Here is an 18,726-nt window from a genome sequence, read left to right as displayed (position 1 = left end):
CCAGTCGGCAGTCCAGCAGATCGCCGAACGTCATAAGTCAGGCCTGTTCGTCGTGCCGGCCGGCACCTTGCGTGCAGTGCGAAGGGTCCGGAGAGCTCTTTCTCACCCGTTGGACAGCGTCCGTGAGCAATCGAACGCCGTTCTCGATCTGGCGCGTGGTCAAGGCGGAATAGCCCATCACCAATCCGATCCGGTCGGCGCGGCCTTCATCCGTTTCCCGACCGTAGAGCGGCGATATTGAATGAACACCCACGCCTTCTCGTCGCGCCTCTTCAACCAGCACGTCCTCCAATGACCGACGGAGGTCCTTGAACCAGACGACGACATGCAGCCCGGCATCAGCGCCTTCGATGACGATACGGTCTGCGAACGCGCGTCGAAGGGCGGCGAGTAGGGTCTCTCGGCGCTCGCCGTTCAGACGGCGGACGCGCCGCACATGGCTTTCATAGCCGCCGCTTTCGATGAGCGAGGCCAGGGCCTCCTGCTCCGCCACCGGAGAATGCCTGTCCAGAAGCTGCTTGGCCGTCGCGAAGACGTCCTGCAATTCCGGGGGGACCACGAGATAGCCAATGCGCAGCATCGGCGACAGCGTCTTGGAGATCGTGCCGAGATAAATGACAGAGCTGCGATCCTCCAGCTTGTGTAGCGGGGGCACTGGACGAATGTCGTAGCGGTACTCGCCATCGTAGTCGTCCTCGATCACATAGGCGTCGTTGCGCCGGGCCCATTCGAGGAGCTGATACCGGCGCGAGACCGGCAACACGCCGCCGAGCGGAAACTGATGCGACGGCGTGACATAGGCCAGCCGCGCCGTGATCCCCTCAAGCAGCTCCGTCTTCAATCCGTCTGCATCGACGGCGACAGAAACAGGCCTCGCGCCTGTGCTGGCAAAGACCTGGCGCGCCATCCTGTAGCACGGGTCCTCCACCACGAAGCTGTCGGAAGGATCGAGCAGCAAGCGCGCGCAAAGGTCGAGACCCTGCTGCGAGCCGCTTGCGATGATGATCTGCTCGACCTCGCAGCTCAGGGTTCGGGCGCGCCACAAATATCCCTGCAGCGCTTGGCGCAGGCGAGGCGATCCGCGCGGATCGTCATAAGCCAGGCGCCCAGGGCGTTGCGACATCGCCGCGTTCATGGCGCGCTTCCACATCAGCACCGGGAAATCGGACGGCGCGAGGTCGCCATAACGGAAATCCACTTTCAACCGGTTGGGCAGGTAATCGGGCCAAGGCGAACTGGCGCGCAGTCTCTCGCCGTAGGCGGAAAGATGAATTGGGCCGGCGCGTTTTGAGACGGTGCTGCTCGCCTCGTGACCGATCAGCGAAGATGCAACGCGAGGTCGTGCGCCTTGCCGGACGTCTATGAAGCCTTCCGCGGCCAACTGCTCGTAGGCGACGGTGACGGTCGTTCGCGAAACGCCGAGTTCATTTGCCAGCCCCCGCGACGACGGCAGCTGACTACCGGTGTCATAAACACCGCCAAGAATCTGGTCTCGAAGCGCCATGTAAATCTGGCGTGCACCCATGGCGTGCACATGGCCAGCAGAACCGGGATCTCGAGACTGGACCATTTCAATCATCACCAACTGGACATTTCATATAAACCAGTCTGAGCGCATCCTGCCGAAAATCCAAGAGGACACCACAGACCGATGACCTGCGCGACCGATCAAACCAAAATGTATGCTGCGGAGCGGTCGCAGTGCGACGCTGACCTCAGTTTCGCCACCCGCGCAATCCATTTTGGCTACGATCCGGTCGGATTTTCGAACGCGGTCCAGCCTCCGGTCTTCCTGACCTCCACATACGGCTTCGAGAGCGTGGAGGCGAACGAAGCAGCTGCCGCGCTCGGCGGCAGGCTTTACGCTCGCGAATACAATCCGACGACGGAAATCCTCGAGAAACGGCTCGCCAATCTGGAGGGAGCAGAGGCGGGTCTGGTCGTGGCCTCGGGGATGGCGGCTTTCGGCACGCTGATCCTGTCGCTGCTGTCGCAGGGCGACGAACTCATCGTCCACAAGACCCTTTACGCGAACACACTCGCCATGGTCGAACAGGCGGTCCCGCGTTTTGGCATCAAGGTCGTTCAAGTCGATCTGTCGGAGCCAGACAGTCTCGATGCGGCGATCACCGACCAGACCCGACTTGTTTTCTTCGAGACCCCGGTCAACCCTCTAAGCCGCATCGTCGACATCGCAGCCGTTGCCGAGCGCGCCCATGCACGCGGCGTGAAGGTCGCGGTGGACAGCACCTTCGCCTCGCCCGCGCTGCAGCGGCCGCTGGAACACGGGGCCGATATCGTGATCCACTCGCTGACCAAGTATATCAATGGCCACGGCGATGCTCTCGGCGGGGCGATCCTGGGTGACGCGAAAACGCTCCACACGCTGCACGAAACGGGCCTGCGCTACATTACCGGTGCAGCGCTCTCGCCCATGTCGGCGTTCTTGATTCTGCGCGGGCTCAAGACGCTGACGATCCGCATGGAACGCCACAGTGCCTCCGCGCAGACCGTCGCACAGGCGCTCGAGGTTCATCCGGCCGTGGCGTGGGTGAGTTACCCGTTTCTCGACTCTCATCCCGATCAGGCGATTGCCCGAAAGCAGATGTCCAAAGGGTCAGGCATGTTGGCTTTCGGTCTCCACGCCGGGTTCGAGGGCGCGCGCGCGATGATGGATCGGCTCCACCTGATCACCCGAGCTGTCAGCCTCGGTGACGCTGATAGCCTCATCTACCATCCGGCCAGTCTGACACGTGCCCGTAAAAGCATCCGCAAGGATGCTCATCTTGCCGATGGCGTGGGCGAGGATCTGATGCGTCTCTCGGTCGGTCTGGAAGACGCCGGTGACTTGATCGCCGATCTGAGGCAGGCGCTGGACGTGCTCTGACAGGTGGTTGCCATCCTGGCTTCCAACACTGGCGCGCTCATGCAGAAATCTGGAGCAAGGCAATGGCATTCCTGAGCGGGCTTTCCGCATTCCCCATCACGCCGATTAATCGTGACGGCCGCATCGATACCAAGGCCCTGCGCAAGCTGATTAAACGGCTTTGCGCCGCAAAGGTCGATTCCATCGGCCTTCTCGGCAGCACTGGATGCTATATGTATCTGTCGCGCGGGGAACGCCGCCGCGTATTGACCACAGCGCTGGGGGAAGCCGGTGGTCGGGCGCCGATCGTGGTCGGCGTGGGCGCGCTGCGCACCGACGAGGCGGTAAGGCTTGCGCGGGACGCCAAGGCCATCGGTGCTGCCGCGGGTTTGCTCGCGGCTGTCTCGTACACTCCGCTCACCGACGACGAGGTGTTCGAACATTTCTCGGTCGTGGCGCGCGAAAGCGGCCTTCCGATTGTTATCTACGACAATCCCGCGACGACGCATTTCCATTTCACTCCCGCACTTGTCGGCCGCCTGGTCAAGGTGCCGGGGATCGTCGCCATCAAGAATCCAACCGGCAAGAGCGACGCGATCGAGAGCCATCTGGCCGAGCAAAGGAGCATCGTGCCGGAAGGCTTTTCGATCGGCTACAGCGGCGATTGGAACGCCGCCGAAGCCATGATCGCCGGAGCCGACACCTGGTACAGCGTGCTGGGCGGCATCCTGCCCGAGGTCTGCGTAAAGATCGTCAGGGCGTCGCAGGCGGGCGATGCGACCGAAGCACGCCGCCTCGACGCTGCATTGACGCCAATCTGGGATCTCTTCAAACAGGTCTCCAGCCTGCGCACAGTCTACGCGCTCGCCGAGTTGCTCGACATCTGCCGCGCCGAACCTCCGCGTCCAATCATGCCTCTCCCCGCCGCGGCCAAGCAGCAGGTCGCTGCCGCGCTGGCACGTCTGCCATCGGGCACCGGGTCGTGAACCGCGAACCTTAAAATCATCGAAAGGAACAGTCATGTACGTGCCGCCTCATTTCGATGAGCCCGACCGGGAGGTTCTTTACGATCTGATCGAGAACAACGCCCTCGGCGTGCTGATCACCCACGCAGCGAGCGGGCTCGACGCCAATCACATCCCCTTCGAACTCGACAGGTCAGCGGGAGAACTCGGTGGCCTTCGATGCCACGTCGCGCGTAGCAACCCGGTTTGGCAGGACGTCTCGACCGGCGATGAGGTGCTCGTCGTGTTCCGGGCGGCCGACGCCTACATCTCACCGCAGTGGTATCCGAGCAAACATGAGTTCCACACGCAGGTGCCGACCTGGAACTACCTCGTCGCGCATGCCTACGGGCGTATCACGGTTCACGACGATGAGCGTTTTGTTCGTCGCAACGTGGCGAAGTTGACTCATCGCCATGAGGCAACCCAGCCTGTCCCGTGGAAGATGGGGGATGCCCCGAGAGACTTCATTGACAGCCTGGTGAAGGCAATCGTCGGACTGGAGATCGAGATCACTCGTCTGGTGGGCAAAGCCAAACTGAGCCAGACCAAAGAGCCGCGTGACATTCGCAATGCCGGCGAAGTGCTTGTCGCCCATGGCGACAGGGGCGTCGGTCCGGCGATGCTGGCCACCGCGCTCCTGAAGTCCGAACGCGATTGAAAGACTGTGCCATAGGATCAAGCGTTTGCGCCGAAGGTGCCAAGCCCGCGTTCCAACGGCTCACCTTTGCAACTTCAATCCCGAGCGCATAGGTGATCCACGCGTCGGGTCTAAACTGATAACCAGTGCGGTCATTATGACTTCAGGTACGCCTGCCTCGGATCAGCATTTGCCGACTGATTATCGAGGTCTTGCCCGCGCCGTGCCTGTGTGAGTTCACCGCTTAAGCATAGCCGAAATGCCATGGCGGACAAAAGGAAGATATTGGGCAAATCGAAGCCCCACATGTCTTGCAAGCCGTGCCGCCGGGTGCTCGCCTGAATAGAGGCCGACGAGGATATTCGTAGCATGATAGAGCGGCGCCGCCGACAGGCGCAGCCAGCTGTCGTATTTGTGAAGCATCTCAGGATCGGCAATGTCGCGACGGTCGCGACAAGCTGTCAGGATTTTATGGGCGAGTTGCTTCTGGCCGCTGAGGCCGATGTTGAAGCCATGCGCGGTCACCGGGTGCATGCCAATGGCTGCGTCGCCGATGAGTGCGACGCTGGGGGCCCAGAACGCGTGCGCCCATGTCGTGACCAGGGGATAGATATGGCGGGTGCTTGCCAAGCTCATCTTTCCAAGGCGTCCTCGACATCGGTTTGTCAATTCCAACAGGAACAAATCGTCGTCGAGGGCAAGCAGTCTGTCGGCTTCCTTGGCGCGCAAGGTGACAAGCAGCGACGACACGCCTTCCGTGAGTGGCAACATCGCTATCGTCTGGTGATGATCGAACCATTCGACTGCGATCTGGTGATGGACGCGCTCGTGCTTCACCCTGCAAATCAGCATTGATTTGCCAAGCCGATTGATGTCGGCGCCCACGCCGAGCAGGTCGCGCGTGGCGGAAAAACGCGAATCCGCTGCAACGAGAAGCCGAGTGCTCAATTGCCTGCCATCGGAGAGCGTCATGACTGCTCCTTTGTGGCAGTTTGTTGCATCGACGACCGAATGGCCGCAAAGCAGCTGGGCATGATTCTGCGAGCGGATGATCTTGAACAAGGAATCGCGGATTCGAAAATTTGGGACCAGAACTCCGAGCGTGTCCCCGGATCCGCCGGGAGGATCGAAGCGCAAGGCGAAAGGGCTCGATCCGTTGAGCACACGCGCGCCTCGAAGTGGTGATTTGTCCGAATCGGGGATGGCATCCCAGACGCCGAGCTCGCGAAAGATTCTGATCGAGGCGTTGGTCAGCGCGATCTCGCGACCATCGAAAGCCGGATTTGCCAGCCTTTCCAGCGACTGCTGTTCAACAACCGCCACCTTGAGTTCGCTATGGGCAAGCGATGCGGCGAACGAAAGACCGACCGGCCCGGCTCCGACGACAACGACGTCGAACATGTCGTCGCGGCCGGCCATCAGCACGCCGTCCCCAGCGTCACGAATAGGGTCGAAACGCTGGAGCGAACAAGATGCCGAAAAGCAATATGGAAAGCCGGCTGCCGACAGCACGATATGGTCGGTCGACTCCGGGGTTGCCGACCATGCAACATATACAGCCGGGCGCGAGAAGCAGGACGCATGGCGAGGGGAACGAGATTGCACCGGCCGCCAGTGCCGTCAAAATGCCGATATTGGAGATTTCAAGCACTGTCTCAAACCTTCGGCTTTGATCGCGCATTGGCGATAGAGCGTTGCAGCGTGTCAACATCGACCACTCCAGCGATCACTTCGTCGCCGACCACCAACGCCGGCGTGCCGGTGATGTACAGATCGCCGGCGAGCGCACGATTGCGCGCAATAGCATCTGCGATGGCCGGGTCTTCCATGTCCCGCTCGAGCTGCTCAACGTCGAGGCCCACATGTTCTGCGATGGTCAAGGTGGTCCTTTCGTTGACAACGCCGTGGAAACCCATGAGGGCGCGGTTGAACGCCTCGTATTTTCCCTGTTTTTGGGAGGCGAGCGCCGCCACCGCGGCGAATTTGGAGGTGGGTCCCAGGATCGGAAACTCTTTGAACACAAGCTTCAGATTCCGATCGTCCTTCATGGCTTGCTGGATATTGAGGGCTGCCTCCCGGCAATGCCGGCAGTTGTAGTCAAAGAAGATGACCAGAGCGACGTCGCCTTCCGGATTTCCAGCGGTTGGCGCAGCGGGGTCATTGAAGAGTGCGTCGCCCCGCGCCGCGATCAGGATCTTCAGTTCCGCCGCGAGTTGGCGTCGGTCTTCGAGCTGCTGCAGTGTGTCTATGATGCCAGGATGATGTAGCGCCCCCAGCGTGGAGAAGAGCAGGGCGAGGGCCAAAAGGACGATGATGATGACAAGGCCGGCGGTTGGCTTGAACATGGGGCGGTCTCCAATCAACAGTGAACAGCAGGGCAGCAACGGTGCATAAAGCCGGTCATCGCTTTTGATCGCTTGTCCGACACTTCCCGGAGTACGAGAAGTCGCGGGGCTCTCTCGGTGCCGATGTCAGCCGGCAATTCCTCTAGGCCGGCTTGACGCGCTCCCCCAAATGGCTGAGCGGCGCTCGCGCGAGGTGGCCGGCCGCGAGCTTGAAAACGGGGGCGATAACCGCCTGGAGAAAGCAAACGACTGGCTTGCCCGTCTCTGCGACCAGCGCCAGCGCAATGCCGAACAGAACCGAGAAGAACAGGACCTGCAGGATGTCGCCTTGCGCGAAGGCACCGACGATAGTCGACGGAATGATGTTCATCAGGAAGCCGGTCACGGACTGCTCGTGGGCCTTGGCGGCATAGGTGTTGACAGTCGAGGCATCGAGCGAAGCCGGATCGATGTTGAGGCCGGCGCCCGGCTGAACGACATTGGCGACGACAAGGCCGACGATAAGTGCGAGCGTCGAGAAGGTGAGGAAATAGACCATCGCCTTGCTGGCAACTCGGCCGACCTTGTGAAGATCGTTCACGCCGGCGATGCCGGTCGCAATTGTCAGGAAGATGACAGGCGCGATGATCATCTTGACGAGCCTGATGAAGGCATCCCCCAGCGGTTTCACGCTCTCGCCGAGTTCCGGATAGAAATGGCCGAGGGCGACGCCGAGGACGATGGCGGCAAGCACCTGCACGTAGGGCTTGGCATAGAAGGCCTTGCGAGGCGCGGGACTCGCGCTGCGGATTGGTGGAGCTAACATCATTTCTCTCCCAACCGGATAGGGGCCGGGCTCTTCCTCCCTTCCAAGGTTTCTCCCGTCGCGACGCTCCGGTCGAACGCTGCTGCCAGGTCGGCCGCAAGTGCCGTGCCAAATAGCGGCGGCGCGCGAGGCTTCACGCCGTGCTTGTGCGGATTTCTGCAAACGCCACTGGCGCGTGCCTCTAATCGAGAGAAGGGCCCAGTGTGGGAGATGGGAGAGTCGCTCCGGGGCGTTAGACGCAGCCTGGCGGCGGCCAAGCGATTGCCACAGCGATCCCGTATCGTTTGGCGCTCTATAAAATGGCGGGAGTCGACCGGCCGCGTTGTGACATAGGCCTTAAGTTGCGCTGCTGGTGCGATCGCTGTGCTGCCTCCGCACCCCCCCGGATCAACGGCGCCTGGTTGGGAGCTCGACGCCGGGTGCGGATTTCACAAAGAAACAACGGGTCGACACCCAAGCGAAGATCCGCAGACGCAGTTCCAGTGCAACGAAAGACGCAGGCTAGACGGCCCTCTTGTTGCCCCACAGCAGAACGTGCAGCTGCGGCAGCACGCGGGCATCGAACCACCTGTCGCCGGTTACCTTTTCAACCAGCCACTCCATGCGTTTCATTATTCCGTCCATATCGACAGACGCGTCTTCGTTGCCAGGACCGGGCGGCGTGTGATTGCCCGGTTGCAGGTAGACCGGAAGGCGCGGAAATCGCTCCGCGGCGCCTTTCGCGTAGACGTAGTCGCTCTCGTCAAAAACAACGAGCTTGAGCACGATTTGAGGCTTCTCCTGCGCTGCATCGACGCACGCCTCGAGAGCGGCCCAATCGGTCCTCATTTCGCTCGAAGGCGGCTTTGGGCTGAGGACCAGCACGTCAAGGTCGGCAAACCAGTCCCTGGCCACCGAGCCTTGGGTCTCCAGCGCAAAACGGTAACCTTCACGATGGCCTCGCTCGATGAGCGCACGAAATGGCTGAATGGCCGGATTGCCGCCTGACAGCGACACCATCACTGGCCGACCGCCGGAAAGGGTCACGACGGTTTGCCATACCGCATTGATTGGCATCATCTCCCATTCGCTGCGGAATTGATTGTCCACCGCATGGAGACTGTCGCACCAGGAACAGCGATAGTCACACCCGCCGGTTCTGATGAAGACCGTCGGCAAACCGATGAGCACGCCCTCGCCCTGGATCGTCGGCCCGAAAATCTCGCTCACGCGGATTGCGGCATGCGTATCGGTCATGGCCGGTATTCCGCCCAGGTTTTCGGCGTTTCGCTCACCCGCACGGCCGAAGCTTCGGGCAGGCGTGCCTTGCACCATAGATAAAAATGTCTGGCAAGGCATTCCGCGGTGACTTGCTCATGTCCCAGCACGTCGTTGAGATGTCGGTGGTCGAAGCCCTCGTCGATATAGCGTTTGAATGGCGCCAGATCGTGATAGTCGCGCACGAAGCCGTCGTCGTTCAGTTCCTTCGCCGAAAGCTCCACTTCGACGATGTAGTTGTGCCCGTGCAGGCGCGCGCATTGGTGATCGGGCGGCAACGAGGTGAGCTGATGCGAGGCCGAGAAGTGGAATTCCTTGGTGATGCGGAACATTACGCGGTCCTCCTTCGCAGCGCGTCGAGCCAGAAGTCGGAGTCCTCGTAGTCGGTGGGGTCCGGGTGCCCAGAAAGATGAAATGCCTCGCGCCGCTCGACGCAGGTGCCGCACCTGCCGCAGTGACGCTCGGCGCCCTTGTAGCAGGACCAGGTCTGCGCAAATGGCGTTCCGTATGTTGCACCATCCCTCACAATGTCCGCCTTCGTGAGATTCACATAGGGCGCGTAGACGCGAATCTTCGCGTAGCCGTCGAGCGCACGGTCTTGCATCATCTGGAAAGAGTCGATGAAGGCCGGACGGCAGTCGGGATAAATGAAATGATCCCCACCATGCACGGCAGTCGCCACCGCTTCGACCTTGTGCGCGGCGGCAAGCCCGAAGGCGGTGGCCAACATGATGGCGTTCCGGTTCGGCACCACCGTCGCCTTCATCGTGTCTTCGGCGTAGTGCCCGTCCGGCACATCGACACTGTCTGTCAGCGCGGAGCCGGAAAGGCCGCGACCGATTTCGCGGATGTCGATGATGCGATGAGGGACGTTCAGACGCTCAGCGCAAAGGGCGGCAAAGCCCAATTCCTTCCGGTGCCGTTGGCCATAATCGAAAGACAGAAGGCCGGCGAGCTCGTGCTGGGCTGCCACCTTGTGAGCAAGAGTAACGGAGTCCAATCCGCCGGAGCAGACGACGAGAGTCTTCATCATTGGGTCCTTGTTTTAACCGGGTAGGCTGCGACCGGAGATTTCTCTGCGCTCCTCGTACTTCAGGAAATCCATGTTGTGAAGTGAATAGGGAGACGAGTTTGATGTGCTGACGCGACAAAGCGCCCTGAGGCGATGCCCCTGCAATAAACACGACGAGCGAAACGGCACGCTTCAGTGGATGTTCAAAGGCGAGTCGAATAGGCTCTGAAGGAGGACCGAATCTTCGGAAAACAAAGTTCGCGACGCTTCGATCAAGGGCCCGGCGGCCCCGCGTTTCGAGGACGCCACCGCGAGGTTTCATGTACAAGACGGCCCGAGAATGGGCGTTGCCGCAAAGAACGGACTTACCAGATGGGATACGCCGAAATGCAGATGTCTGGAATGATCACGACATCAATTGTCGCGGCAACTTGGTTGGCCGCCTCTTCGGGTTGCGTAGATCCCGCACATTGCGCTTAAGGATCGGTTCGAACGGAGCACGTCTTCGGTCAATGGCCGCCGGCAAACCCTAAATGATCGGTCGTGGCCGACATCTGTGAAAAAGCCGTGTGCGTCGATTGCAATCACCCCAGTGTTGCGCGCAGTTACCTTATGAATGAACTGGATTTGATGATTTTCCAGATGGCGGTCGAAAGCGTCCGCTCGCTCTCCCTGAGCTTCGCTGAAAAAGTCGCGGAGATAGCCACCAGGAGCCGAGGCAGCCTGCTTTTCGACGTGCGGGTCGACGGTGACGCGGAGGTCCAGCGGGTCGCAGCCATCCGATATCAGGGTGAGCAGACCGGCGTGCTGGCGTTGGACAGACCGGGCCTCGTTACCCACCATTGCATGGTCAACGGCACTTTCTCACATTTCATTGCGCCCTTGGAGAACTGGCACAGCATGCCCCTGTCGATGCAGGCCAAGATCGATGCTACCGGCCATGCCAGTCTGTTCCTAGGGGCCTTGCGAAAGGCCGGACATATGCCGGGCAGCTAGCGTTTGGCTACAATCATTTGTAGATTTTGCATGCGGCATCGCTGCCGGCCCGCCGGCATGATTGTCGTAATTGGCTTCGGCGATCGCGGCAACGCAATGGCCGCGATGATGGCGATCAAAGCGTAGGCCTTGCATCGATGCGCGATCCTGTAGAGCGAGGTCTGCGCTTGGCATCGAGCAACATGCACGGAGGTTGCGCAAGGCGCACATGCATCAGCTATTTGAAGGCATGAGCCCCTCATGCAAATGGAGCCTGCCGCGGCCGCTGTCGTGCGATCGTGGCGCCGAACTCGAGGGCGTGACGATCGACCACGCTGGAGGAAGCGCTAAGCCTCGGGCGTCAGGGGCAGAGGCGCAAGCGAAGGTCGAATGCTGGGTGGCCGCTCGGGATCTCATCGACGCGTTTCGGGGAGGCGTTCGTTGTCGCCCGCCTCGACGTTCCAAGAAGCGCACCGGCAGCCTGGGCGGGGGGCTTGGGGTTAGACTGCCGGCGCACGCCACTCACGAAGAGCGGCCCCTTTTCGCGGTTCAGGCACCCATAGTCAACCCGGAGCGTCTGGGTGCCCGATGTGCTGTTGTGAGAGCGGCGCGCGAAGCCAGCCATGTCGGCCGATCCTGCCCAACGTGATGGGCCGCTCTCGTCGGCCAATTTGATGCTGCAGCCAGTATCGCCTTGCCGACCAGCATGAGTTCACCGTTAGCAATCCTTCGTCGCGAGCCGATGCTATCGTGCTCGTGTCGCAGCCCTCCGGGCATCGCCCGTTCCAACTTCCTGTTCGGCGAGCCCGTGTGCGATCCCTGACCCGGACAGTGGACGAGAATTCTCTTGGCGGTACTGCGCCAGAGGGCATTCGCGTCCGACGGAATCAAGCGTCGGCTATTAGTCGCAAACGACACATCACAAGGTAGCGGACCATCCACTCATTTGCAGGTTATCCTACCGATCACGCGGCGTCGGATATGTCTGACTCTGCCTCAAGAATTCCCACAGGCATGGACAGCGATCTCGCTATCCGATCCCGATAGCCCTTGTTGTACCTCAGACCCGACTCGATGTTTTGGATTTCCTCGGCGGAAAGCCCGCACGCCACAGCGAGGTCCTCGATTGAATACCCAAGATGCTCTCGATAAGCGCGGATGATGTGGGTTCCGCCTGACATAGCCGCCAAGACTGGCTCGGGAATGCGCGAATCCTTCATAGACACCTCCAAGAAGAGAAGGAGCGCCTGACAAATCGGGAGATTTCCCCCCCCCCGAGCTGGCGCATCCAGCAAATCAAAAAAATGGACGTCGATTCGGCCGGACTGGCCTCATCCATGGAATGGGCCACTCGAAATTGCCAGCCGGGGCGGGATATGGCGGCTCACCTGCTACTGATCAAGTTCCAACAAGCGGCCAGCCCTGAGATTGCCTGATCGACTCTACCGCATTCGTCCTGCGATCCCACGCGATTCATTCTCGCCGATGGCTTTCTTGAGCAGCAACTCGAACTCACCTGCCGCCGCCTGCAGTCGCGGCACCGTCTACCCAGCCTCGCGGACGCCGATAGCTTCGACCAACTCCCTCCGCCGCCCGCGCCTTTTGCGAGTCGGTCGGCTTGCTGCCCGTCCAGGAGTCCCCACACTTTTGGGCTCCAGAACCCCACGTCTTTATGATCCAACCGCTTGCATACCACGCTTAGAGCGGGTCTCCGGCTACCGGAGCCGACCCCAGTAACGCAACGATTTGTTGCACACGTTTTTGCGAAGCCACAGCATCAGCAGAGGCGATTTGCAGCTCCTGCAGGAGGGCGGCACGATCGTTCGCAACCAGCTCCAGTGGACCGGCGCCTATTCCCGACAATAGCCATGAGGGACTCACGGCCAAGATGCCCGCCATCATCGCAAGGCGATTGGATTGCGGCGCGGCGCGGTCGCATTCCCATGCTTTCCAGCATGCCGTCTGGACACCAAGCCGGCGTGCGGCCTGCGCCATTGTAAGTTTGGTGACCTCGCGAGCGAACGAAATACGTCCCCCCAGAGTATCGGATGGCGCGAAATCACTAGGGTAGGTTTGAGTAAGAATTGGCTCGGTCCTCCTATGGTTCAATCCGCTTTCGGGCGATGACCTGCTGCGAACTCCGAAATGCCGGCCATCGTTCCGATTCGACGCCGGCAGTCTAAACAGGATTCGGCCCCATCATTAAAAGGCACGTTAAGGTGTTGGCGCTTTCGAAAAGGAGCAGCATCGCCACCTGCAAAAGCGTTACAATCATTCGACAGTGACCGATTTTGCGAGATTGCGCGGCTGGTCGACATCTGTGCCCATGAAGAGCGCCGTATGGTAGGCAAGAAGCTGTATCGGCAGCGAGAAGATCATTGGCGCGATAATCTCGTCGACGACCGGGAGCACGATCGTGTGCATGGTGTCGAGTTTCGATGCGGTTGCTCCTCTTTCATCCGTGATCAGGATAATCCGCCCTCCACGGGCAGCCACTTCCTGCATGTTGGAGGCGGTCTTGTCGAAAAAGCGATCATGCGGCGCGATGACGATCACTGGCATGTTCTCGTCTATCAGTGCGATTGGACCGTGCTTCAATTCACCTGCCGCATAGCCCTCGGCGTGGATGTAGGAAATCTCCTTGAGCTTCAGCGCACCTTCCATCGCCAGCGGGAAACTGGTGCCACGGCCGAGATACAGGACGTGACGACACTTTGACAATTCGCGCGACAGGAGCTCGATTTCCGGCTGGATGCTGTCGAGTACCTGGCCCATGACGCGTGGGACTTCGGCGAGGCTGCTGACAAGCGCCTGCGCCTCGTCTTCGGTTACGGTTCGGCGGGCCCTGGCGGCGCCGATGGCGAGTGCCGCAAGAACGGCAAGCTGGCAGGTGAAAGCCTTGGTAGAAGCGACGCCGATCTCCGGTCCGGCAAGGATCGGGAAGACCGCGTCGGCCTCCCGAGCGATGGTCGATTCGCAGGTATTGACGATGGCGCCAACTTTCAGCCCAAGGTCCTTGCAGTACCTCAGCGATGCGAGCGTATCGGCGGTTTCACCAGACTGCGAAATGAAAAGAGCCGCCGACTGCGGCGACAACGGGATCTCGCGGTAACGGAATTCGGACGCAACGTCGATTTCGACCGTCAGGCGCGCATAGCGCTCGAACCAGTATTTTCCGACCAGTCCGGCGAGATAGGCGGTGCCGCAGGCAGAGATCGCCAAGCTCGGGATCCTGGCGAAATCGATGCCGGAAACCATGTCGGCGCGATTCTCTATGATGTTGATATGGTGGCCGAGCGCATGGGAGATGACCTCGGGCTGCTCGTAAATTTCCTTCTCCATGAAGTGGCGATGGTTGCCCTTGTCGGCCAGAGCGGCCGCGGCCGTGGAGGTCTGGCGCGGACGCTCGACAGGCTGACCGTCGAAATCGAAGATATGGGCGCCCGTCTTGCCGATAACGGCCCAGTCACCGTCGATGAGATAGGTAATTTCATTGGTGAAGGGAGCAAGCGCGATCGCGTCGGAGCCCAGGAACATCTCGCCGTCGCCATGACCGATCGCCAGCGGTGGTCCGTTGCGCGCTGCCATGATGGTCGACGGATCATCCTCAAAGATGATAGCAAGCGCGTAGGCACCCCTGACGCGTTTCAGCATGGCAGCCATTGCTTCTCGCCGCCTCATGCCTTCCCGGCGGTGTCGTGCCAAGAGATGCGCGACGACCTCGGTGTCGGTGTCGGTCTGGAACTCGGCTCCCGCCGCCGTCAATTCGTCCTTCAGCTCGGTGAAATTCTCGATGATGCCGTTATGGACGACGGCGACACCGTCGGTAAAGTGCGGGTGCGCATTGCGTTCGGTTGATGCTCCATGGGTTGCCCAACGCGTGTGGCCGATTCCGATGTTGCCGCCCAGCGGCTCGTCCTTCAGTCTCGTTTCCAGATTGACGAGCTTGCCCTCGGCGCGCCGGCGGTGCAAGGCGCCCTCGACGATCGTCGCAACGCCGGCCGAATCATAGCCGCGATATTCCAGACGCTTCAACGCGTCGACCAACCGGTCCGACACCGGCTGTTGCCCAACGATGCCAACAATCCCGCACATGTTTGTCTCCGCATTCTTCCGGCAGTTTCACCCCAACGCAGTAATCCCGAAGACGGATACCCACCCGGCCCGCTTTCATTCAGGATCTTTAGTAGGAACCTGTAATATTGGTAAAATCGATTGTAGGCATACCTGCCATCCACTCTTTGGATAAACGAAGCCGCGTTTGACAGCTCCTGATCGGGTTGGAGGCTGAGCACTTAGATCGGAGCTAGTCATCACAAGCGGAATGGATATTCCAACTCTATCGATTGCGGCCTATGGACCAGAGGCTCAGAAAGGGAATGCCGAGATCCCGACCTCGCTGGGATATCTTGGGAGGTCCGACGCGGTAGCGAGCCGGCACGGGCAGTATTTTGAGACCGGTAACTTCTGGGGTTAGGCGGCGCGCAGGAGAGGCGGTTTGGGCTTGAATAGTGGTGGCACGTTCGGCTCTGGCTGTCGGAACGGTGCCCGCAATCGATTGCGAAGCTCGCCGTTGAGATCTGCCGTCCTGACCTGCATGAGCATGTGAGCACCGTGGAGCGACCACCGCATCTGCTGTTTCTTGACCATCCGCTTGCCGAGAAGTGAATTCACTGCCGATTCAGCCAGAGTCGTTGCGACGCGAAGGCCGGCTTGGTAGCGCTATCGCGCCGCGGTTCGAACGGATATAGGTCAGGAGCTGCAAGCCGAGGCTTTGAAGTCGGGCGATGGAGAACTCGCTGTCTCCTTGCGAAGCCTTCACCCTCTCCAAGAGTTGCTCCAAATCGGTGATCGCGCGATCGACCCGCCCATGCCACAGGCGCCACTTCACCGCTCTGATGTCACGGTCGATTGCAGGAAGCGCTTCAGAGAGACCCGATCGGGATCGAGCCATATGATCGGCGATCTGCTGCATCGGCTGGACCTTCATGGCGATGTGGAACCAGTCGATGATGTGGGCCGTCGGCTTCGGCATTGCGCGGGGTAGCCGCTTCAGGATTTAGGCGCCGTCCGAAATCACCGTCACATCGCCAAAGCCGCGGTAGCCTACTTCCCGAAGGGCATGAAGGGCGCGATCCCGGATTGCCCGTTGGTCGGTGCTGTCACGAAATAGCGACCGCCAGCTTCGCCCCGCCCGCCGCGGGCCGCATCGGGCCACAACGAGCTCGAAGTTGCGCGCGGAATGGCGCACGCGCTCTCATGGTCCTGGCGCTTCGGGACCGTGCGGTGGCTTTCTGGCGGCGCGAAGCCCGTGATCCCGTGTCCAAAAAGCTGACAGCGGCAGACAAAGTGTCAGGTTCACTACAACCGACATCCGGGCACTGTGGAGGGTTTTCAAAGCAAAATGGCGCTTATCGGGCGCTGAGGTGTTGGCACGGCCTATGCGCAATGGGAGGTGGGAACACGGGACGAGGGTGTCTCGCCTTGTTGCCGGACAACGAAGCCAAAGCTTCCGAAGGTTGGGGCCGGACAAGGTAAAATAAGATGAGCGCGGACGGTAAAAAGAAACGCGGTGTATCTGGCGTCTCAAATGCGCGGAATATTGCATTCCGCTATGGTGGTCGCCCTTCAAATTTCAGCTTGGCGATAGGGCACACGACTCATCCGCGTCTGGGTGGTTCGCCGTTCCTTAACGCTATGATCCTGGGGCAAATGCTGCCAGGATTTAAACCAAGTCAACGTATGTTGAAGGCTGCGGACGCTTGTATTGAGGTATGCCCCGTTCTTGGTGCGCCTTTCCAGTGAAAGAAGCGGAAAAACCGCAAATGACTTGGCAGATGGCGTGAGCCCGATTGTAGGAGGGCTGTGCCGCCCTTCTTCTTCGACACCTTCTCGTACTCCCTGGAATGGAACAGTGATTGGCGTCCAGAACAATGACATCGGACCGTCCAGCATCGAGTGGCTTGCGCCGGATGGCGCTCCCGGACCCTCGCAAGCGGCGCGGACGCGCGGCCGGCCTGACGGCTCACAAACCGTATACGCGCGCAAGGACGTCCGCGAGCACTGCCACATCGTCTGGTCATGCATCGACTGCCAGAGCGAGAAGGCGGTCCATCTCGCTTTCGATCATGAAAAGCTCATGATGGTCAAGCCGCGAGTTCGCGCGCGATCATGGCCTTCATCTGCCGGACGGGTACAAGCGTGATCGTTCCGATGATAAGCGCCGCCCGCAGTCTTTTTATTAGAGCCGGCAGGAGCCCTGACCGGGCTCTCGAAGGAAGAGCGTATGATCATGATCACGCAGGCCTTCCGGCAGAGCGACAGTGCGCGCTCGTTTGTCCGGGCGCTCGAAGCTAGGGACTATGTGCTCGCGACAGGGCGGGTGGAGCGACGGGCGCTGGCGCGGAGCCTTTGTAGGCTGCCTTCGATGTTGGGGTGCGGCGACACTTTGGCTCGCCGGGTGTGATGATCGTCTTCTACGCCTTGACCTCTCGGCGACATTGCCGTTCGGCCGTCCCGACCAAGGCCAAAGCCTCGCGCCGTTTTTCCGCTCCCGGGTCGAGCTTGAACGTCTCGTCGATGATGTTCTGGCGTGCGGCGAGCTCAACGCCGAGGCGCGTGGCATCGATGCATGGCACGACGTGATGCGGCGGTGTCGCACGGCTTCCACGGTTTGTCGCTTCGGGACCGTGCGGACGGACCACGCTTTTCTGGGCGGCGCGAAGCGCGTGATGCGTGTCCAAAGCCTGCAGCGGCGGACAAAATGTCAGGTTCTTTACAACCGCCATCCGGGCACTGCGGAGGCTTTTCAAAGCATATTCATGGGGTTACTGCGCGCTGAGCGCGCTGGCACAGCTTTTGCGCTCTTAAGGGCGACTGCACGCAATGGGCAAGACGAGCGATGCTCTCTCCTGAATCCGCGTGCCGTCTCTGAGCGGGAACAAGCTCGCGCAGAAAGCAAGCTCTGGAGACCTACAATGGCGGAATTACGGATCGAGTCCCCGGCTCCTTCGATTAAAGTCGAGACCTGGCTGCGTGGCGAGCCGCTCACCAGCTTCGAGCTCGGAAAACTGTACATCGTCGAATTTTGGAGAACTACGTGCGGCCCATGTGTGGACGCGATGCCCCATCTTATGCAGCTGCAGGAGAAATACAGGGAGAGTGGCGTTGAGATCGTCGCAGTCGCGGCATATGAACGCGCTCCCACGGCCGATGAGGCCCGAAGCAATCTGGACGCTTGGTTGACCGAAAAGTTCTCGAATCTGAACTATCGGATGGCGTTCGACTCCACAGGCGAAATGGACAAGCTTTGGATGGAGCCCAGCTTTTCTTTCACGATTCCCACCTCGTTCGTGGTCGACCGAGACGGCCACATCGCCTTTGTCGGTCGCCCGACGGAACTCGATGAGGTCTTGCCGAAAGTGCTTAATGGCAGCTGGCGCACCAGCGATCAGGCAAAATCCGCCGATGCGGAGCGGATCGCGAAAGGCGAAACCGAAGCGCGCGAACGAGCGCTGAAGAAGCCGATTCAGGCGGCGGTGGAGAAAGGGGATTGGAAGACGGCGCTCTCGGCAATCAAAGAGGGCATCGCCTTGATGCCGGACAACTTGGATTTCCGCGTGCGTCATGCGCAGCTGTTGCTTTACGAAATGCGCGACATGCAGGCCGGCTTGCCCGTAATGCGCCAATTCGTTCGCGACGCGATCGACAGAGAGTCCGAGCACTGGATATATTATGGGCTATTCCTACTCTTCGCGCCGTGCTTTGATTATTCCGGCTTTCCGTCTGCTGAGCGCTTTGCGATGGGCGAAGAGCTGTCCAA

Annotated in this window: 15 protein-coding genes and 1 pseudogene; 5 read left to right on the top strand and 11 right to left on the bottom strand. The window is 60.4% G+C overall.

Annotation, left to right across the window (positions count from 1 at the left end; translation table 11 throughout):
- Positions 1-37 precede the first annotated feature (37 nt).
- On the bottom strand, positions 38-1,579 hold the full coding sequence (gene pdxR / locus B5V02_RS30270) for a MocR-like pyridoxine biosynthesis transcription factor PdxR (RefSeq protein WP_111547697.1): 1,542 nt from the start codon (positions 1,577-1,579) through the stop codon (positions 38-40).
- 72 nt (positions 1,580-1,651) lie between these two features.
- On the opposite strand from pdxR, the gene B5V02_RS30265 reads away from it, so the two are divergent.
- The 3 genes from B5V02_RS30265 to B5V02_RS30255 all read left to right on the top strand — a co-directional run bounded on the left by B5V02_RS30265 (position 1,652) and on the right by B5V02_RS30255 (position 4,531).
- Positions 1,652-2,887, top strand: a complete 1,236-nt coding sequence (locus B5V02_RS30265; protein ID WP_425374429.1) for a trans-sulfuration enzyme family protein — start codon at positions 1,652-1,654, stop codon at positions 2,885-2,887.
- 62 nt (positions 2,888-2,949) lie between these two features.
- Entirely contained in the window at positions 2,950-3,852 is a 903-nt protein-coding gene (locus B5V02_RS30260; RefSeq protein WP_111547696.1) for a dihydrodipicolinate synthase family protein, read from the top strand.
- A gap of 34 nt (positions 3,853-3,886) precedes the next feature.
- Positions 3,887-4,531 carry an FMN-binding negative transcriptional regulator gene (locus tag B5V02_RS30255; protein WP_111547695.1) on the top strand — a complete coding sequence of 215 codons (645 nt, stop codon included), beginning with the start codon at positions 3,887-3,889 and terminating at the stop codon, positions 4,529-4,531.
- 216 nt (positions 4,532-4,747) lie between these two features.
- Here the strand turns inward: B5V02_RS30255 and ubiM are convergent, their stop codons facing one another.
- The 6 genes and pseudogenes from ubiM to queC form a co-directional block, all read right to left on the bottom strand.
- Positions 4,748-5,929: a 5-demethoxyubiquinol-8 5-hydroxylase UbiM gene (gene ubiM, locus B5V02_RS30250; protein WP_167458730.1), complete on the bottom strand. Its 1,182-nt coding sequence runs from the start codon at positions 5,927-5,929 to the stop codon at positions 4,748-4,750.
- Positions 5,930-6,165: 236 nt separating this feature from the next.
- A complete protein-coding gene (locus tag B5V02_RS30245; protein ID WP_111547693.1) occupies positions 6,166-6,855 on the bottom strand; it encodes a DsbA family protein in 690 nt (229 codons plus the stop codon).
- 163 nt (positions 6,856-7,018) lie between these two features.
- Positions 7,019-7,660: pseudogene (locus B5V02_RS30240) on the bottom strand (cation:dicarboxylate symporter family transporter); the annotation flags it as partial.
- A 501-nt stretch (positions 7,661-8,161) separates the two neighbouring features.
- The gene (gene queE / locus B5V02_RS30235) at positions 8,162-8,896 is read right to left on the bottom strand and encodes a 7-carboxy-7-deazaguanine synthase QueE (RefSeq protein WP_111547692.1); all 735 of its coding nucleotides are present in this window, start codon (positions 8,894-8,896) and stop codon (positions 8,162-8,164) included.
- Positions 8,893-9,249, bottom strand: a complete 357-nt coding sequence (queD, locus tag B5V02_RS30230; protein WP_038654931.1) for a 6-carboxytetrahydropterin synthase QueD — start codon at positions 9,247-9,249, stop codon at positions 8,893-8,895. The genes queE and queD overlap by 4 nt, the downstream gene beginning before the upstream one ends.
- On the bottom strand, positions 9,249-9,947 hold the full coding sequence (gene queC, locus B5V02_RS30225) for a 7-cyano-7-deazaguanine synthase QueC (protein WP_111547740.1): 699 nt from the start codon (positions 9,945-9,947) through the stop codon (positions 9,249-9,251). The genes queD and queC overlap by 1 nt, the downstream gene beginning before the upstream one ends.
- Before the next feature lie 594 nt (positions 9,948-10,541).
- On the opposite strand from queC, the gene B5V02_RS30220 reads away from it, so the two are divergent.
- On the top strand, positions 10,542-10,925 hold the full coding sequence (locus B5V02_RS30220) for a hypothetical protein (protein WP_111547691.1): 384 nt from the start codon (positions 10,542-10,544) through the stop codon (positions 10,923-10,925).
- Between the two features lie 944 nt (positions 10,926-11,869).
- Here B5V02_RS30220 and B5V02_RS30215 read toward each other — a convergent pair.
- The 4 genes from B5V02_RS30215 to B5V02_RS30185 form a co-directional block, all read right to left on the bottom strand.
- Positions 11,870-12,085, bottom strand: coding sequence for a helix-turn-helix domain-containing protein (locus B5V02_RS30215; RefSeq protein WP_245446298.1), 216 nt, complete (start codon positions 12,083-12,085; stop codon positions 11,870-11,872).
- 1,090 nt (positions 12,086-13,175) lie between these two features.
- Positions 13,176-14,999: a glutamine--fructose-6-phosphate transaminase (isomerizing) gene (glmS, locus tag B5V02_RS30205; protein WP_111547690.1), complete on the bottom strand. Its 1,824-nt coding sequence runs from the start codon at positions 14,997-14,999 to the stop codon at positions 13,176-13,178.
- 586 nt (positions 15,000-15,585) lie between these two features.
- Positions 15,586-15,939 carry a hypothetical protein gene (locus tag B5V02_RS30200; protein ID WP_111547689.1) on the bottom strand — a complete coding sequence of 118 codons (354 nt, stop codon included), beginning with the start codon at positions 15,937-15,939 and terminating at the stop codon, positions 15,586-15,588.
- A 1,441-nt stretch (positions 15,940-17,380) separates the two neighbouring features.
- Positions 17,381-17,716 (bottom strand): hypothetical protein, encoded by a 336-nt coding sequence (locus B5V02_RS30185; protein ID WP_146606175.1) that lies wholly within the window; start codon positions 17,714-17,716, stop codon positions 17,381-17,383.
- A 165-nt stretch (positions 17,717-17,881) separates the two neighbouring features.
- Here B5V02_RS30185 and B5V02_RS30180 point away from each other — a divergent pair.
- Positions 17,882-18,726 (top strand): TlpA disulfide reductase family protein (locus tag B5V02_RS30180; protein ID WP_111547738.1); only part of this gene is annotated, 845 nt, incomplete at its 3' end.

The sequence above is a fragment of the Mesorhizobium kowhaii genome, assembly GCF_003253745.1.
Taxonomy (GTDB): domain Bacteria; phylum Pseudomonadota; class Alphaproteobacteria; order Rhizobiales; family Rhizobiaceae; genus Mesorhizobium; species Mesorhizobium kowhaii.
The sequence above is the reverse complement of the archived record's forward strand: the minus strand, read 5'-3'. Positions and strand labels throughout refer to the sequence as shown.

Excerpts from the sequence above, each read along its gene's own strand:
- pdxR (WP_111547697.1), bottom strand. The coding sequence starts at position 1,579 with ATGATTGAAATGGTCCAGTCTCGAGATCCCGGTTCTGCTGGCCATGTG.
- B5V02_RS30265 (WP_425374429.1), top strand. The coding sequence starts at position 1,652 with ATGACCTGCGCGACCGATCAAACCAAAATGTATGCTGCGGAGCGGTCG.
- B5V02_RS30260 (WP_111547696.1), top strand. The coding sequence starts at position 2,950 with ATGGCATTCCTGAGCGGGCTTTCCGCATTCCCCATCACGCCGATTAAT.
- B5V02_RS30255 (WP_111547695.1), top strand. The coding sequence starts at position 3,887 with ATGTACGTGCCGCCTCATTTCGATGAGCCCGACCGGGAGGTTCTTTAC.
- ubiM (WP_167458730.1), bottom strand. The coding sequence starts at position 5,929 with ATGGCCGGCCGCGACGACATGTTCGACGTCGTTGTCGTCGGAGCCGGG.
- B5V02_RS30245 (WP_111547693.1), bottom strand. The coding sequence starts at position 6,855 with ATGTTCAAGCCAACCGCCGGCCTTGTCATCATCATCGTCCTTTTGGCC.
- queE (WP_111547692.1), bottom strand. The coding sequence starts at position 8,896 with ATGACCGATACGCATGCCGCAATCCGCGTGAGCGAGATTTTCGGGCCG.
- queD (WP_038654931.1), bottom strand. The coding sequence starts at position 9,249 with ATGTTCCGCATCACCAAGGAATTCCACTTCTCGGCCTCGCATCAGCTC.
- queC (WP_111547740.1), bottom strand. The coding sequence starts at position 9,947 with ATGAAGACTCTCGTCGTCTGCTCCGGCGGATTGGACTCCGTTACTCTT.
- B5V02_RS30220 (WP_111547691.1), top strand. The coding sequence starts at position 10,542 with ATGAATGAACTGGATTTGATGATTTTCCAGATGGCGGTCGAAAGCGTC.
- B5V02_RS30215 (WP_245446298.1), bottom strand. The coding sequence starts at position 12,085 with ATGTCAGGCGGAACCCACATCATCCGCGCTTATCGAGAGCATCTTGGG.
- glmS (WP_111547690.1), bottom strand. The coding sequence starts at position 14,999 with ATGTGCGGGATTGTTGGCATCGTTGGGCAACAGCCGGTGTCGGACCGG.
- B5V02_RS30200 (WP_111547689.1), bottom strand. The coding sequence starts at position 15,939 with ATGCCGAAGCCGACGGCCCACATCATCGACTGGTTCCACATCGCCATG.